The sequence below is a fragment of the Planococcus sp. APC 3906 genome (assembly GCF_030407685.1).
GTDB lineage: Bacteria > Bacillota > Bacilli > Bacillales_A > Planococcaceae > Planococcus > Planococcus koreensis.
Map to the genome: position 1 here is coordinate 25,654 of NZ_JASDCW010000023.1, position 14,639 is coordinate 40,292.

The window sequence follows — 14,639 nt, forward strand, 5'->3', positions numbered from 1 at the left end:
ACCTACTCCTGTTCAGGATTCCGCAAGTAATAGCCTACTCCTCTGCGGGTTACGATCCAGGCCGGGTGGCTCGGATTATCTTCGATTTTTTCGCGCAGGCGGCGGATGGTGACATCCACTGTGCGGACATCTCCGAAATAATCATATCCCCATACCGTCTGCAGCAAATGTTCACGCGTCATCACTTGGCCGATGTGCTTGCCAAGGTAATGCAGCAATTCAAATTCACGGTGCGTCAACTCGATCGTCTCATCGCGTTTCTGGACCAGATAAGCGTCCGGTTGAATCGTCAGCACGCCGACTTCGATGTCGTTCGAGTTAGGTCCGGTTTCATCGGGCGGTACGACGTTCTGGCGGCGCAAATTCGCTTTGACCCGCGCAATCAATTCGCGCGTCGAGAACGGTTTCGTGACGTAATCATCCGCTCCGAGCTCAAGGCCTAAGACTTTATCGATCTCCGAATCCTTAGCCGTCAGCATGATGATCGGGAAATCGAACTTCTTGCGGATCTCACGGCATACTTCCATGCCGTCGCGGTTCGGCAGCATGATATCCAATAACATCAAATCCGGCTGCAATTCTTCCGCCAGTTTGACCGCTTCGTCGCCATCGTACGCACACACGACATTAAAACCTTCTTTTTTTAAATTAAACTGCAGAATATCCGCAATCGGCTTTTCATCATCTACAACCAAAATCGTCTTATTCATCATTCTCTCCCCTTCGTATTCCTACTTTTGTGTATGGAATTCCCTCCGCTATGCATTCTTTTCTACCCTTACTTTATCACTGTTTTAAAGGTTTCGCATCTCTCATTCCCCGGCGGTTATTTCCCGGGAAATAATGCGTGTGAAATTATAAAATATGATTGGCGCTGTTCACTCTTTTCATTGCGCTTCAGGCAGACGCTTTCCGCGGGCCTAGCTTCAGTCTCCTCGTCGCTGCGCTCCTGCGGGGCCTTCAGCTTAGGCTATTCCCGCTGGAGTCGCTGCCTTCCACTCCATTCAAAGGGGATTGCCTAATAGCGAATCAGTTCCTTGTTCAAAACCTTGAAGACCAATTCTGCAGTTTTCCGGAAATCTTGTCTGGATTCTGTCAGGAGCCTCTTCAGTTAACAGTCGTTATTTCCACGTTATCAGGCACGAGCTTGAATTTAACATGCACTATTAGAGAATCATAAGGCATTGCTCGAATTTAACCGGCACTAGCTAACTAGTGCCATCCATATTCTAAGTTCAAAGGCGGAATATGAAAAGCCGTTCACCTCGGTGAACGGCTCCTTAAAGCGAAAGAGCTGAAACGATGCCGTTTCAGCTCTTTTGGTTATATATGTTAAACAAAAAATTTGAGACGTATATTTCGCTTAAGACATGGCTCTCATTAAAAGACGGGTAGAACACCTTCCCTACTTTATTTTGGCCATTTTCTTGCCTATTCCCTTAACACGCCGTCATTGAAATATCCCACGATATGGAGCAAAACAGCGGAGACTCCTGCGGGCTAAGCGAAGTGTCGAAATCCACTCGGGCCAGAGCCCGAGTTAGTTCGGCGCGAGCCCCGCGGACGCGCAGCTGTTTTGCGGAATATCGAGTCTTATAAAATCCAAACTCAACTCTTACTAATTAACGCCACACGCTTGTGACGATGTTTGTTTGGTTGCGGTCAGGCCCGACGGAGAAGATGGAAATCTGGACGCCTGTCAATTGTGCGATGCGCTCAAGGTAATGGCGCGCGTTGGCAGGAAGTTCATCCAATGATTTGCAGCTTGTTACGTCTTCAGACCAGCCCGGAAGCTCTTCGTAGACCGGTTCGCATTCAGCGAGCATGCGCAGGTTCGCCGGGTATTCTGTGATCAATTCGCCGTTGTGGCGGTAAGCTGTACAGATTTTCACCGTGTCCAGTCCGCTCAATACGTCGATCGAGTTGACTGTCAGGTCCGTCAATCCGCTGACGCGTCTCGCGTGGCGGACGACAACGCTGTCGAACCAGCCGATGCGGCGCGGGCGGCCTGTTGTCGTGCCGTATTCTTTGCCGACTTCGCGGATGCGGTTGCCGACTTCGTCGAACAATTCGGTCGGGAACGGTCCGTCGCCGACACGCGATGTGTATGCTTTGCAGACGCCGATGACGTGCTGGATCGTTGTCGGCCCTACGCCGGCTCCGATTGTCACGCCGCCCGCTACCGGGTTCGAAGAGGTAACGAATGGGTATGTACCTTGATCGATATCGAGCATGACGCCTTGTGCGCCTTCAAACAACACACGGCGGCCGTGGTCGATGGCGTCGTTGAGCACTTTTGATGTGTCGGTTACGTATTTCGCAATTTCCTGGCCGTATGCAAAATACTCTTCCATGATTTCTTCAACCGTGAATCCTTCTGTTTCGTAGAATTTCTCGAACAGGCGGTTTTTCTCGATCAAGTTCATGCGCAGTTTTTCTTCGAACACCACATGGTCCAGCAAATCCGCCATGCGAATTCCGACACGCGCTGCTTTGTCCATATAAGCAGGGCCGATGCCTTTGCCCGTTGTTCCGATTTTATTTGCTCCACGGCGTGCTTCTTCCACTTCGTCCTGCTTGATGTGGTATGGCAATAAAACGTGTGCGCGGTTTGAAATGCGCAAGTTTTCCGTTGTGACGCCACGCTCGTGAAGGCCTTTTAATTCTTTGACAAGCGCTTTCGGGTCAACGACCATGCCGTTGCCGATAACGGAAATCTTGTCTTTATAGAAAATCCCGGATGGAATCAAATGCAATTTATATGTGTCTCCGCCGAAAATGATGGTATGCCCTGCGTTATTTCCGCCTTGGTAACGCGCAATCACTTCTGCGTGTTCAGATAGAAAATCAGTGATTTTCCCTTTTCCTTCGTCTCCCCATTGCGTTCCTACTACTACGACTGATGTCATCGTCCGCACCTCCGTTAGGCTTATGCCCTTGTTTCAAACAGTCTTCATTGTACCAACGAAATCGCCCTTCGTCAATCCTAAACAGAAGAAAACACGAACATATTAATGTGTCTTCACATTAATCGTTCGTGTTTAAAAGTCTCCGCCGGATTCGTGCTGGCTCCAGTCGATGGTGACGAATTTATTGTATTCTTTGACGAAAGCCAATTTCACCGTACCGGTCGGGCCGTTACGCTGTTTGGCGATGATGATTTCAATCATGTTCTGGTCTTCGGTTTCCTTGTCGTAATAATCTTCCCGGTACAGGAAGGAAACGATATCGGCATCCTGCTCAATCGATCCCGATTCACGCAAATCCGACATCATCGGCCGCTTGTCCTGCCGCTGCTCCACTCCACGGGACAGCTGCGACAATGCGATGACCGGCACTTCAAGTTCACGCGCCAGCCCTTTCAAGGAACGGGAAATATCGGATACTTCCTGCTGGCGGTTTTCGCCGGAGCGTCCAGGCCCTTGGATCAACTGCAAGTAATCGATCATGATCATGCCAAGGCCATACTCCTGTTTCAAGCGGCGGCATTTGGCACGGATGTCGTTGACCCGGATGCCCGGCGTGTCATCAATGAAGATGCCGGCATTCGATAAACTGCCCATGGCCATCGTCAGTTTGCGCCAGTCTTCCGTCTGCAAAGCCCCTGTACGGAGCACTTGCGCATCGATATTGCCTTCTGCGCACAGCATACGCATGACAAGCTGTTCAGCGCCCATCTCCAAACTGAAGATGGCGACGTTCTCGTCGGTCTTTGTTGCGACGTTCTGTGCGACATTCAGCGCGAATGCCGTCTTACCGACAGATGGACGTGCAGCCACGATGATCAAGTCGTTGCGCTGGAAACCGGCAGTGACTTTGTCGAGGTCGCGGAAGCCGGTCGGGATTCCGGTGACATCGCCTTTGCGGGTATGCAGCAATTCAATATTGTCATACGTGCTGACCAAAACGTCCTTGATGTGGGTAAAGTCACCGGCATTTTTGCGGCTCGATACTTCCATCATCTTTTTTTCCGCTTCTGCGAGAAGTGTTTCCACTTCGTCTTCGCGCGTGAAACCGTCTTCGACAATCGTTGTCGCCACACGGATCAAGCGGCGGAGCAGCGCTTTTTCTTCGACGATGCGCGCATAATGCACGACGTTCGCCGCGGTCGGTACCGCATTGGCGATTTCCGCCAAATACGACAAGCCGCCGACGTCTTCCAGTTCTTTTTTGACCGACAATTCCTCTGTCACCGTCACCACGTCAATCGCTTTGCCGTGATCGGACAAATTGATCATCGTGTCGAAGATTTTCTGGTGTGCAATGCGATAGAAATCCTCAGGATTCACGATCTCCGCTACCGTAATCAGCGCCTGCGGTTCCAGGAAAATGGCGCCGATGACCGATTGCTCGGCTTCGTGGTTATGCGGCGGGACGCGATCTATTGCTTCGTTCATCGGGTTCATCACCTTACGCTTCTTCTGTTACGTGGACTCGAAGCGTAGCGACAACATCTGGATGCACTTTAACCGGAACGTTCGTGTAGCCGAGCGCGCGGATGGCATCGTCCAATTCCATTTTGCGTTTGTCCAATTTGATGCCGTGTGTTTTTTCAAGTTCCTTGGCCACTTGCTTCGTCGTGATCGAACCGAATAAACGGCCGCCTTCGCCTGATTTAGCCGTCAATTCGATCGTCAAGCCTTCTAATGTCGCTTTCAGCTTTTGCGCTTCTTCCAATTCAGCCGCAGCTTCTTTTTGCTCTTTTTTCTTCTGGCCGTCCAATTTGCTGACTGCCGCCGTATTCGCTTCGATGGCGTAATTATTCTTCAATAGGAAGTTGTGTGCGTAGCCGTCCGCCACGTTTTTGACTTCCCCTTTTTTGCCTTTGCCTTTAACGTCTTTTAAAAATATCACTTTCATTCTGTTTGGCCTCCCTCGTATTGTTCCATTATCACTTGTTTTAATTGGGCAATCGCTTTATCCAGCGTCGCATCCGGCATTTGGGTCGCGGCATTCGTCAAATGGCCGCCGCCGCCCATGTTTTCCATAACGATCTGGACGTTGACTTCACCCAGCGAACGGGCTGAAATGCCGATGCCGCCTTCTGCGCGCTCCGCGACGACAAACGATGCATTGACGTCTTTCATCGTCAGCAGAATATCCGCGGTTTGGGCGATCAGCACCGGGCTGTAGATTTTGCCCGCTTCGCCTCTGGCAATCGCGATGCCGTTCGCGACGAATTCCACGGTCTCGACGATTTTCGCGCGTTCCATATACGTTTCCAAATCTTCTTTCAGCAAACGCTGGACCAATACCGTGTCCGCGCCGTTCGAGCGCAAATACGATGCCGCTTCAAAGGTCCGCGAACCGGTCCGCAGCGTAAAGCTCTTGGTATCAACGATGATGCCCGCAAGCATCGCCGTCGCTTCCAGCATCGATAATTTCTCGTGCTTCGGCTGGTATTCCAGCAATTCAGTCACCAGCTCCGCCGTAGACGATGCGTACGGCTCCATGTAAACGAGCAGCGTATTGGTAATGAATTCCTCGCCTCTGCGGTGGTGATCGATCAGCACGACGCGCTCCATGCGCTGGAGCAGCCGCTCATCGATGACCATCGACGGCTTATGCGTATCGACGACGACAAGCAGCGAGTTCTCGGTCATATCCGCCAATGCTTCTTCCGGCGTGATAAAACGTTCGAACAACTCGTCGTCCCCTTCGATTTCTTCCATCAAGCGCATGACGCTGCGGTCGTATTCATTAAAGTCAAGGACGATGCGCCCTTGGACTTTATTCATCGCAGCCATTTTGGCTACGCCGACAGCTGCGCCGATCGCATCCATATCGGGCATTTTATGGCCCATGACAAAAACTTGGTCGCTTTCCTGGATCAAGTCGCGCAGCGCATGCGAAATGACGCGTGCGCGCACACGGGTGCGTTTTTCCACGGGATTCGTCTTGCCGCCGTAAAACTTCACTTTCCCGCTTGGGTGCTTGATCGCCACTTGGTCGCCGCCGCGGCCGAGGACCAGGTCCAGGCCGGACTGCGCCATGCTGCCGAGCTCGACCAGCGAGGCCGAACCGGCGCCGACGCCGATGCTCAAAGTCAAGGCGAGATTGTCTTTCGACGTCACTTCGCGCAGGTCATCGAGAATCGCGAATTTCGACAGCTCAAGGTCTTTCAAAATCGATTCATTGAACACGGCAAGAAAGCGGTCCGACGAAATCCGTTTGACGAAAATGCCGTGGTTCGCGCCCCATTCGTTGACCAGCGACGTGACCAGGCTATTCAAATTGCTCCGCGTCTGATCATCCATGCCTTGCGACAACTCATCGTAATTATCGATGAACAAGATGCCGATAACGGTGCGGTCTGCGTAATACAGCGTCTCGATTTCCACTTGCTCGGTAATGTCGAACAAATAGAACAACCGATCATCCGCACGGTAATAAACCCGGTACTTCCGTTCGCCAAGCGTGATGGTCATGTCTTTTATTTCATCCGATTTCACCAAAGTATGGAATTCATCGGACAAGCTGTAAAGCGATTCGCCGATCAGCGTATCGTATTCCAAAGTCGAGGTCATATACGGATTCGCCCATTCAATGTCGAAACTCTCATTGACCAGCAAAATCCCGATCGGCATCTCGAGGAGCGCTTCTTCTCCGACCTTTTTCATCCGGTAGGACAAGGTCTCTATGTGTTTTTCAGTTTCTTCATATACCCGTTTTTCGGTCACCCAGGCAGCAGTGAAAGCCAGGCCGAACAATAACGTAAAAATGCCGGCGGCCCATTCGGACCAGAGGGTGATCAAAACGATTGCGGCCGCTCCTAAAAGGAGCAGCGCCAAGAGCGGATACCGAAGTTTTCTTTGTCTAAAAAAAGCCGACATTCGTTTCAGCTCCTCATTTTCCTTTAAACTCGTGTGCCCGTTTCACCCAGCCCCGGATATCGAATCCAAGATCGACGATCCCGACGATGCTCGTAAACGACAGCAGCGGAAAAGCCAGAATGCTCACGAGGACCGTCACCCATTTCGGCCATCCTTCTTGATGGATGTAGAAATGGTAGAACGAAACGCCCTGAAGGAACATCAGGAATTGCAGCACGACAGATGCGTTGATGAATATCATATAGGGCATGCTCCCCGGCTGCAAATCAGACAGCAGCGGGACGAGCAAAACGATTAAATAATACCATAATACACTTTTCGGCAATTTCATATCCCGAAAAGGCGGAAATCTTGGAACGTCCGTGCCCAGCCGCTTCAATATCGGCAGGAGGATCAACAACAAGATCCATGTGACAAGGAATACCGACAGCACAAGCAGCGCCGGCAATAAAGTCTCGAACGAGAACATGATCTGGCTGATAAACTCATCGTAATCTTCATTCGGCGCGCCGAACCGTTCCATCATCGCGCTCGTCTGTGCATACGACGTCTCGATCGCCGTCATCATTTCTTCAATCAAATTAATGCCAAATAGCCAAATCGACGCCAAATACTGCAGCATCACGGACATTAACAGCACAATGCCCGAACCCATGAACATGAAAAGCTTGCTCTTGCCGTAATAAATCGACAAGCCGATCACCAAACCGAGCGGCACATGAATCAACGCCAGCGGCAACGACAGCAAGCCGCCGATGATGAATGCCAAAAACAGGCACACCGCAGCAAAAAGTGCAGAAGCCTTCCAATCATACTTCGCGCTGTACCAGGCAATCGGCAGCGCCAAAAAGAGCGTCGTAACGACATTTAAAAGAGGCACATAAACCGAGATCGCCAACAGCACTGTAAACACTGCGGCCATCATCGCGCCATTTGTAAGTTTTCTTGTTTGTTGATTTTGCATTCGTGTGAGTGTCCCCTTCTTTCGGGTTTATTTCATCCTTGTAATTGTATCATGATTAAGGAACCTGAACAAAAGAACGGGATGCTGGCAACTGGGCACAGCCACTTACAGCGTCATGAAAACAAATGACGATATTCCGCAAAACAGCTGCGCTTGCCACGGGCGAGCGCCAAGCCTCCTCAGTCGCTCACGCTCCTTCCGGGGTCTCGGCTGTCTCGCTTTCCCGCAGGCGTCTCCGCTGTTTTGCTCCATATCTGGAGTAGTTGAAGAAACAGAAGAAAGTGTACCTTTCCATCTCTTAATCATAGAAGTAGTTCTCTATTAAGAAAGGTCCTTGATAGCATTTCGCCAATGGCGGAATGCGCCCTTTCAATTAAAGGAGCCGTTCGCCGAAGCGAACGGCTTTTCATATTGGGCTATTGAACTTGGAACAAAGTGATGCCATTTAACTACTGCCGGTTAAAATTCGGACAACGCTTGTTGATTCTCTGCCAGTGCATGTTAAATTCAAGATAATGCCTGTTAACAAAGAAATAGCGCTTGTTAATGGAAGAACCTTCTCTCAAAAACCAAATAGAATCACAGAGAAACCGCAGTTATCACTGTCTTGAAGTTCTTTGATCAAAGAACTGGTTTACTAATAAAAATCCCCTTTGAATGAAGCGGAAGGCAGCGACTCCAGCGGGAGCAGCGAAGCGACCTAAGCTGAAGGCCCCGCAGGAGCGCAGCGACGAGGAGACTGAAGCTAGGCCCGCGGAAAGCGTCTGCCTGAAGCGCAATGAAAAGGAGTTTGAAAAATTTCTCACAAACAAAAAAAAGACCGGTTTCCCGGTCTTTTCGAAAATTATCTTTCTTCAGCTACGAATGGTAGAAGTGCCATGATACGTGAGCGTTTGATAGCGATTGTCAACTTACGTTGCCATTTAGCGCTAGTGCCTGTAACACGACGTGGCAAGATTTTTCCTCTTTCAGAAATAAATTTCTTCAATAGGTCAGTATCTTTATAATCGATGTGCGTGATGTTGTTTGACGTAAAATAACAAACCTTTTTACGCTTTTTGCCTCCGCGACGTGGTGCCATATCGAATTACCTCCTTTTTTGTTGGATTTTAGCCGCTAGTTCCAGCGTTCATTAGAAGGGCAGATCGTCGTCCGATACTTCGATCGGGCCGCTGCCGCTTGAGAACGGATCCTGGTCTACGCGTGTATAGTTTTGTTGGCTTGGGTTTTGCTGACTTGGGCTTGGCGATTGGTTCTGTTGATAGGACGGCTGTTGTCCTTGTGAACGGTCTGCACCAGCTCCAGAACTTTTCGGTTCCAGGAATTGGACGCTGTCTGCAACGACTTCCGTCGTATAAACGCGCTTTCCGTCCTGCCCCTCGTAGCTTCCAGTTTGAATGCGGCCTTCTACGCCAGCCAAGCTTCCTTTTTTCAGGAAATTCGCTGTGTTTTCAGCTTGTTTGCGCCAAACAGTACAATTGATAAAATCAGTTTCCTTCTCACCCTGCGCATTGGAGAATGTCCGGTTTACAGCAAGTGTAAAACGGGCAACTGCCGCACCGCTTGGAGTGTAGCGAAGGTCTGGATCTTTTGTCAGTCTTCCGACTAAAACAACTCGGTTAATCATCAGAATTCAACCTCCTTTTAAGTCAATATTTTTAAGGCTGCCGTCTTTTGCTTATACGTCTTTGCGTACAGCGATATGACGGATAATGTCTTCGTTAATGTTCGCAAGACGTGTGTATTCGTTGATAGCTTCAGAACCAGCGTTTACTTTTACGATCTGGTAGAAACCTTCACGCAAATCGTTGATTTCGTAAGCTAAACGACGTTTACCCCACTCTTTCGACTCGATGATTTCAGCGCCGTTTGAAGTTAGGATGTCGTTAAAACGCTCAACTAGAGCTTTTTTAGCTTCCTCTTCAATTGCAGGCTGAATGATATACATTAATTCATATTCTCTCATCGTGTTGTCACCTCCTCATGGACTTGGGCCCTGCTGTTTCCAGCGGGCAAGGAGCAAGCAATTCATATTATTACTCACATCAATGTATTGTACCACGTTTGGATAGCCGCCGCAAGCATGTTTTTCACTGCCGCTTGCGCTATACTTTAGGCAAATGCCCAAAGGAAGTGATGGAGTGGAACCAGTCCGCATCATTGAATTGGATATCAGGGAAATCGCACCGAAAGCGCTGTGGGCGAACGTCCTGCTCGTGGTGATTTTTGCCGCTGCCTATCATTTCTTCGCAGAGCCGCTGTCGTTCGGTTTTTCCTGGTGGGCAGTCTTGTTCTTCACGGCAGGCTACGCTGCACTGATCGTGCTGCATGAATTATTCCATTTGATCGGCTTCGTTGTATTCGGCAAAACGCCGATCTCATCGCTCGATTACGGATTCGACTTGGATATGGGCATCGCGTACGCCACCACAAGCCGAGCGATTCCAATCAAAGCCATGAAAAAGGCTCTTTTGCTGCCATTTTGGATGACCGCAGCCATACCGGCAGCGTTCGGCTTTTGGCTCGAAAGCCAGACACTCATGCTATTGGGCGCCATGCTCGCTGCGGGTGCCTATGGCGATTTCCATATGTACCGGGCGCTGCTGCAAGAGCGCGCTGACAGCTGGGTCCTTGACGACCCCAAGCTGCCGCGCCTACGGGTCTACGCCGACAACCCGAACGAAAAAAGCACCGGAGAATAAATCCTCCGGTGCTTTTACAGGCTGTCGAAAAATTTATATTTGTTTTGTATTTCGCTTCAACGCACTTGCACATCTCCAAACTAGCGGAGCGATGCAGATACATGCAAGTGCGTTACTCGGGGACCTGGCTTCACTTTCATTCAAAGGTATTTCTTATTAGCGAGGTATTTCTTTTACTGAAGAACACGAAAGATACACTTTCTGCAGTTTCTTTCGCGTTCTCCAGATATGGAGCAAAACAGTTCCGACTCCCGCGGGGTAGCGCAGTGCCGAAATCCACTCGGGCGCTAGCACGAGTTAGTTCGGCGCAAGCCCGCAGGAAAGCGGGGCTGTTTTGCGGAATATCAGCTTCATCAGAAAAATGATTTACCTTTCTCAACAAGCTCAAAAAAAGCACCGGAGAATAAATCCTCCGGTGCTTTTCTGATTTACATTTGTTCCTGTGCAACCCGGACATCCCAGATGCCCGACTCGACTTTTTCTTTCAATAAGCCTTTTGCATTCGCCACGTACACGATGGTTTCCATCACTTCACCGTTCACGAATACCTCAGCCGTCTGTTTATCGAAAAGGTCCGTTTCTGCTTGTGCAGCATACCCTTCGAGATCGTCTATGGCCGGCCATAGCTCTTCCGGAATGTCATAAACCTGCCCCTGGATTTCTCCTTGCTCCGTTTTGACCATTGCCGGATAGCCCATCCCAGTATCATAAAGCGTCCCTTTTGCCATGGCGTGTTCTGCGACTAAAGCGGCTTCACCCAAATAGCAATGATATTTCCCGCCTTCTTTCAATGTTCCATATACGAACAAAAGCATTTCTGATCCTCCTAATTTAAAAAGACCGAGCGCTAAGGCATTCGGTCCCTTTCATAATGTTCCGTGGCGTGATGCATTGTCTTGTATGATAGCTCTGAAATGTTAATTGCCGTTCAGGGCGGTTTCTAAACCTGGTACCTGAAAAATTTTTTAAAGTTTAAAGCTTTTGGCTTAAACGTTAAAACGGAAAAGCATGACGTCGCCGTCTTTAACGATGTATTCTTTGCCTTCTTGGCGCACTTTGCCGGCTTCTTTTGCAGCCGCCATCGAACCTGCTTCAACAAGGTCTTCATAAGCTACGGTCTCGGCGCGGATAAAGCCGCGTTCGAAATCGGAATGGATGACGCCGGCACATTGTGGTGCTTTCATACCTTTTTTAAATGTCCATGCACGCACTTCCTGCACACCGGCAGTAAAGTAAGTAGCAAGCCCGAGCAAGCTGTAAGATGCTTTGACCAATTGATCCAGACCGGATTCTTTGATGCCCAGTTCTTCAAGGAACATCGCTTTCTCCTCTTCGTCCAATTCAGCCATTTCTTCCTCGATCTTCGCACAGATCACGATTACTTCTGCATTCTGTTGTGCCGCGTAATCGCGTACTTGCTGCACATATTCATTGTTGTCCGCTTCCGCGATTTCATCTTCCGCTACGTTCGCTACATAAAGCATCGGCTTAAGCGTCAGCAAGTTCAGGTTTTTCGCGATGCGCAGCTCGTCTTCCGTAAAGTCGATCGAACGGGCCATTTGGCCATCCTCGAATGCTTCGCGCAACTTCATCAGAACCGGCTCTTCGGCAACTGCATCTTTGTCTCTTTGCTTTACAAGTTTGGCAGCGCGCGCAATGCGTTTTTCGATGCTTTCCATGTCCGCAAGGATCAATTCCAAGTTGATGACTTCGATATCGGAAATCGGATCCACTTTGCCGGATACGTGCGTGACGTTGTCGTCGGCGAAGCAACGGACAACCTGGCAGATTGCATCCACTTCACGGATATGAGAAAGGAATTTATTTCCAAGACCTTCCCCTTTGCTTGCGCCTTTCACGATGCCCGCAATATCTGTGAATTCGAAAGCGGTAGGAACCGTTTTCTTCGGATCAACCAATTCCGTCAATTTGTCTAAGCGCTCGTCCGGAACTTCTACAATCCCGACGTTCGGATCTATCGTACAGAACGGGTAATTGGCTGCTTCAGCCCCCGCTTTTGTAATAGCGTTAAATAATGTGGATTTCCCCACGTTTGGTAATCCTACAATCCCTGCAGTCAATGCCATAGGATTCACAACCTCTCTTCTTTTAAAAACGAATTATTTTTTTGCAACCATTCTATTATAGGAATGAAAATCAAATCTGTCCATTTTTCCAAACTTATACAAATATACTATTTAAGTATAATTCTATTCCTGCTCAGCCTTGACCAGCACCCGTTTCATCTTTTTATTGAATTCAACGCGCGGAATCATGACACTGTGCTGGCAGCCTTCGCATTTGATGCGGATGTCCGCACCCATCCGGATGATTTTCCAGGCATTCGCCCCGCACGGATGCCCTTTTTTCATTTCAACGACGTCGTTCAAACCAAATTCTTTCATTTCCATGACTTGGCCTCCCTCTTACTTTTTGGCAATGACCGACGGATTGGTGTCTTCTGGCGAACGCTGCACCATGACCATCCGCGGGTAGGGAATTTCCACGCCTTGTTTGTCGAGGTATTCCTTCAAGTCGCGGCGCAGTCCACGCGAGACGGCGAAATGCTGCATCGGCAAGGTTTCCGCAATGATGCGCATGACCACTTCCGTCGTCGTTAAGTTCTGCACGCCCAGCAATTCGGGCGGCTTGATGATTTGTTCGTATTTATCCTGAACGTCCTCAAGGAATTCCTGGATCAGCTGTTCGACTTTCGCCATATCCGACTCGTACGAAATGTTGATGTCGACCACCGCAATGGAATTGTGGATGGAGAAATTCACGACATCCGTTACATTGCCATTCGGGAAAATGAACAACTCCCCAGTAAAGCCTTTGACTTTCGTCGTCCGGAGCCCGATTTCTTCGACGGTCCCTTCGGCCTGGCCGATGCGGACATAATCGCCGACCGAAAACTGGTCTTCGAAAATGATGAAAAACCCGGTGATGATGTCGCGCACCAAATTCTGTGCGCCAAAACCGATGGCCAGCCCGAGCACCCCGGCCCCGGCGATCAAACCGGTAATGTCAATGGTGAACGCCGACAGCACCGCAATGATGGCCATAAAGTACACCACATAAGCGACGACATTTTCCAGCAATTTCGACATCGTCTGTTGGCGCCGTTCGTTGTATTTCAGCGGCCCTTTGATGCGCACCGCAAATGTTTTCCGGATTAACGCCTTGGCAACCTTTACGACAATCCATGCCAAGAGGATGATCAAAACCACTTTCACACCGACAAAAGCGATGCTCAGCCACATTTCTTCATCCAATAATAATTTCTTTCCTTGTTCTGCTACCTGTTCTACATCTGCCATTGCTTTTGCACTCATTATTACACCTTCCTAACTTACATTTAACCCAAATTCAGCTTAAACATGACCGTGACAATGATCGCAACAACCAATACCCCTGGCAATAAATTAGCAACGCGCATTTTTGTGACGCCCATCAAATTCAAGCCGATGGCGACAATCATGACGCCGCCGGTCGCCGACATTTCCGTGATGAACATGTCGAGCGCTGCTTCCGGAATCAGCAAGCTGATCTGTGTAGCGAATAGCGCAATCAGCCCCTGGTAAACAAATACCGGAATCGCAGCCAGCAATACACCGATGCCAAGCGTCGAAGCCAGGATGATGGAAGTGAATCCATCAATCAACCCTTTCGAGATCAGCACGCCATGTTCATTCGCCAAGCCGCTTTCAAGCGCACCGATAATGCCCATTGCGCCAATGACGAATATCAGCGTTGCCGTCACAAACCCTTGCGCAATGCTGCCTTTGCTTTCTTTTGCGCCCATCTTCACTTCGATCCAATAGCCGAAACTATTCAATTTCTTATCCAAATCGATCCATTCACCGATCACTGCACCGAATACGAGGCTGATGATGACCACCACGAAATTCTCGCTTTGGATCCCCATCTGCAAACCCAGTACGACAACCGCTAAACCGATCACGTACAATACCGTTTCCTTCATCTTTTCAGGAATATTGCGAAGTGCCCGCCCGATTAACGTACCGGCTACAATGAGCACAGCATTAATCAATGTCCCTAAGAGAACCATCTGTTCATTTCCCCTTCCGCCTGCGCTTTCCTGTTCTTTGCATAGCAGAGCCTATTCCCTTTTGAGGA

At 49.5% G+C, this 14,639-nt stretch carries 15 protein-coding genes; 1 reads left to right on the top strand and 14 read right to left on the bottom strand.

Annotated elements, in window-relative coordinates; all coding sequences use genetic code 11:
- Positions 1–2 precede the first annotated feature (2 nt).
- From yycF to rpsF, 9 genes are all read right to left on the bottom strand, one after another.
- Entirely contained in the window at positions 3–710 is a 708-nt protein-coding gene (gene yycF, locus QMA09_RS12970) for a response regulator YycF (protein ID WP_135500520.1), read from the bottom strand.
- 912 nt (positions 711–1,622) lie between these two features.
- Positions 1,623–2,909 carry an adenylosuccinate synthase gene (locus tag QMA09_RS12975; protein WP_290213409.1) on the bottom strand — a complete coding sequence of 429 codons (1,287 nt, stop codon included), beginning with the start codon at positions 2,907–2,909 and terminating at the stop codon, positions 1,623–1,625.
- A gap of 132 nt (positions 2,910–3,041) precedes the next feature.
- A complete protein-coding gene (gene dnaB / locus QMA09_RS12980) occupies positions 3,042–4,397 on the bottom strand; it encodes a replicative DNA helicase (protein ID WP_135500517.1) in 1,356 nt (451 codons plus the stop codon).
- Between the two features lie 13 nt (positions 4,398–4,410).
- Positions 4,411–4,860, bottom strand: a complete 450-nt coding sequence (gene rplI, locus QMA09_RS12985; protein WP_135500516.1) for a 50S ribosomal protein L9 — start codon at positions 4,858–4,860, stop codon at positions 4,411–4,413.
- Positions 4,857–6,833, bottom strand: coding sequence for a DHH family phosphoesterase (locus tag QMA09_RS12990; protein ID WP_290213410.1), 1,977 nt, complete (start codon positions 6,831–6,833; stop codon positions 4,857–4,859). Before QMA09_RS12990 ends, rplI begins: the two co-directional genes overlap by 4 nt.
- A 13-nt stretch (positions 6,834–6,846) precedes the next feature.
- Complete coding sequence (locus QMA09_RS12995; protein WP_290213411.1) at positions 6,847–7,797, bottom strand: YybS family protein; 951 nt, start codon at positions 7,795–7,797, stop codon at positions 6,847–6,849.
- An 844-nt stretch (positions 7,798–8,641) separates the two neighbouring features.
- A complete protein-coding gene (rpsR, locus tag QMA09_RS13000; protein ID WP_006830564.1) occupies positions 8,642–8,878 on the bottom strand; it encodes a 30S ribosomal protein S18 in 237 nt (78 codons plus the stop codon).
- Between the two features lie 51 nt (positions 8,879–8,929).
- Positions 8,930–9,424 (bottom strand): single-stranded DNA-binding protein, encoded by a 495-nt coding sequence (gene ssb, locus QMA09_RS13005; RefSeq protein ID WP_135500513.1) that lies wholly within the window; start codon positions 9,422–9,424, stop codon positions 8,930–8,932.
- A 51-nt stretch (positions 9,425–9,475) separates the two neighbouring features.
- A complete protein-coding gene (gene rpsF, locus QMA09_RS13010; protein WP_290213412.1) occupies positions 9,476–9,763 on the bottom strand; it encodes a 30S ribosomal protein S6 in 288 nt (95 codons plus the stop codon).
- Positions 9,764–9,938: 175 nt separating this feature from the next.
- On the opposite strand from rpsF, the gene QMA09_RS13015 reads away from it, so the two are divergent.
- Complete coding sequence (locus tag QMA09_RS13015) at positions 9,939–10,499, top strand: DUF3267 domain-containing protein (protein WP_290213413.1); 561 nt, start codon at positions 9,939–9,941, stop codon at positions 10,497–10,499.
- Between the two features lie 428 nt (positions 10,500–10,927).
- Here QMA09_RS13015 and QMA09_RS13020 read toward each other — a convergent pair whose 3' ends face one another.
- From QMA09_RS13020 to QMA09_RS13040, 5 genes are all read right to left on the bottom strand, one after another.
- The gene (locus tag QMA09_RS13020) at positions 10,928–11,314 is read right to left on the bottom strand and encodes a gamma-glutamylcyclotransferase family protein (protein ID WP_290213414.1); all 387 of its coding nucleotides are present in this window, start codon (positions 11,312–11,314) and stop codon (positions 10,928–10,930) included.
- A 171-nt stretch (positions 11,315–11,485) separates the two neighbouring features.
- Positions 11,486–12,586 carry a redox-regulated ATPase YchF gene (ychF, locus tag QMA09_RS13025; protein WP_290213427.1) on the bottom strand — a complete coding sequence of 367 codons (1,101 nt, stop codon included), beginning with the start codon at positions 12,584–12,586 and terminating at the stop codon, positions 11,486–11,488.
- 123 nt (positions 12,587–12,709) lie between these two features.
- The gene (locus QMA09_RS13030) at positions 12,710–12,910 is read right to left on the bottom strand and encodes a DUF951 domain-containing protein (RefSeq protein WP_290213415.1); all 201 of its coding nucleotides are present in this window, start codon (positions 12,908–12,910) and stop codon (positions 12,710–12,712) included.
- Positions 12,911–12,925: 15 nt separating this feature from the next.
- Positions 12,926–13,834, bottom strand: coding sequence for a mechanosensitive ion channel family protein (locus QMA09_RS13035; protein ID WP_290213416.1), 909 nt, complete (start codon positions 13,832–13,834; stop codon positions 12,926–12,928).
- 23 nt (positions 13,835–13,857) lie between these two features.
- Entirely contained in the window at positions 13,858–14,571 is a 714-nt protein-coding gene (locus QMA09_RS13040) for a DUF554 domain-containing protein (RefSeq protein WP_290213417.1), read from the bottom strand.
- Between the last annotated feature and the right edge of the window lie 68 nt (positions 14,572–14,639).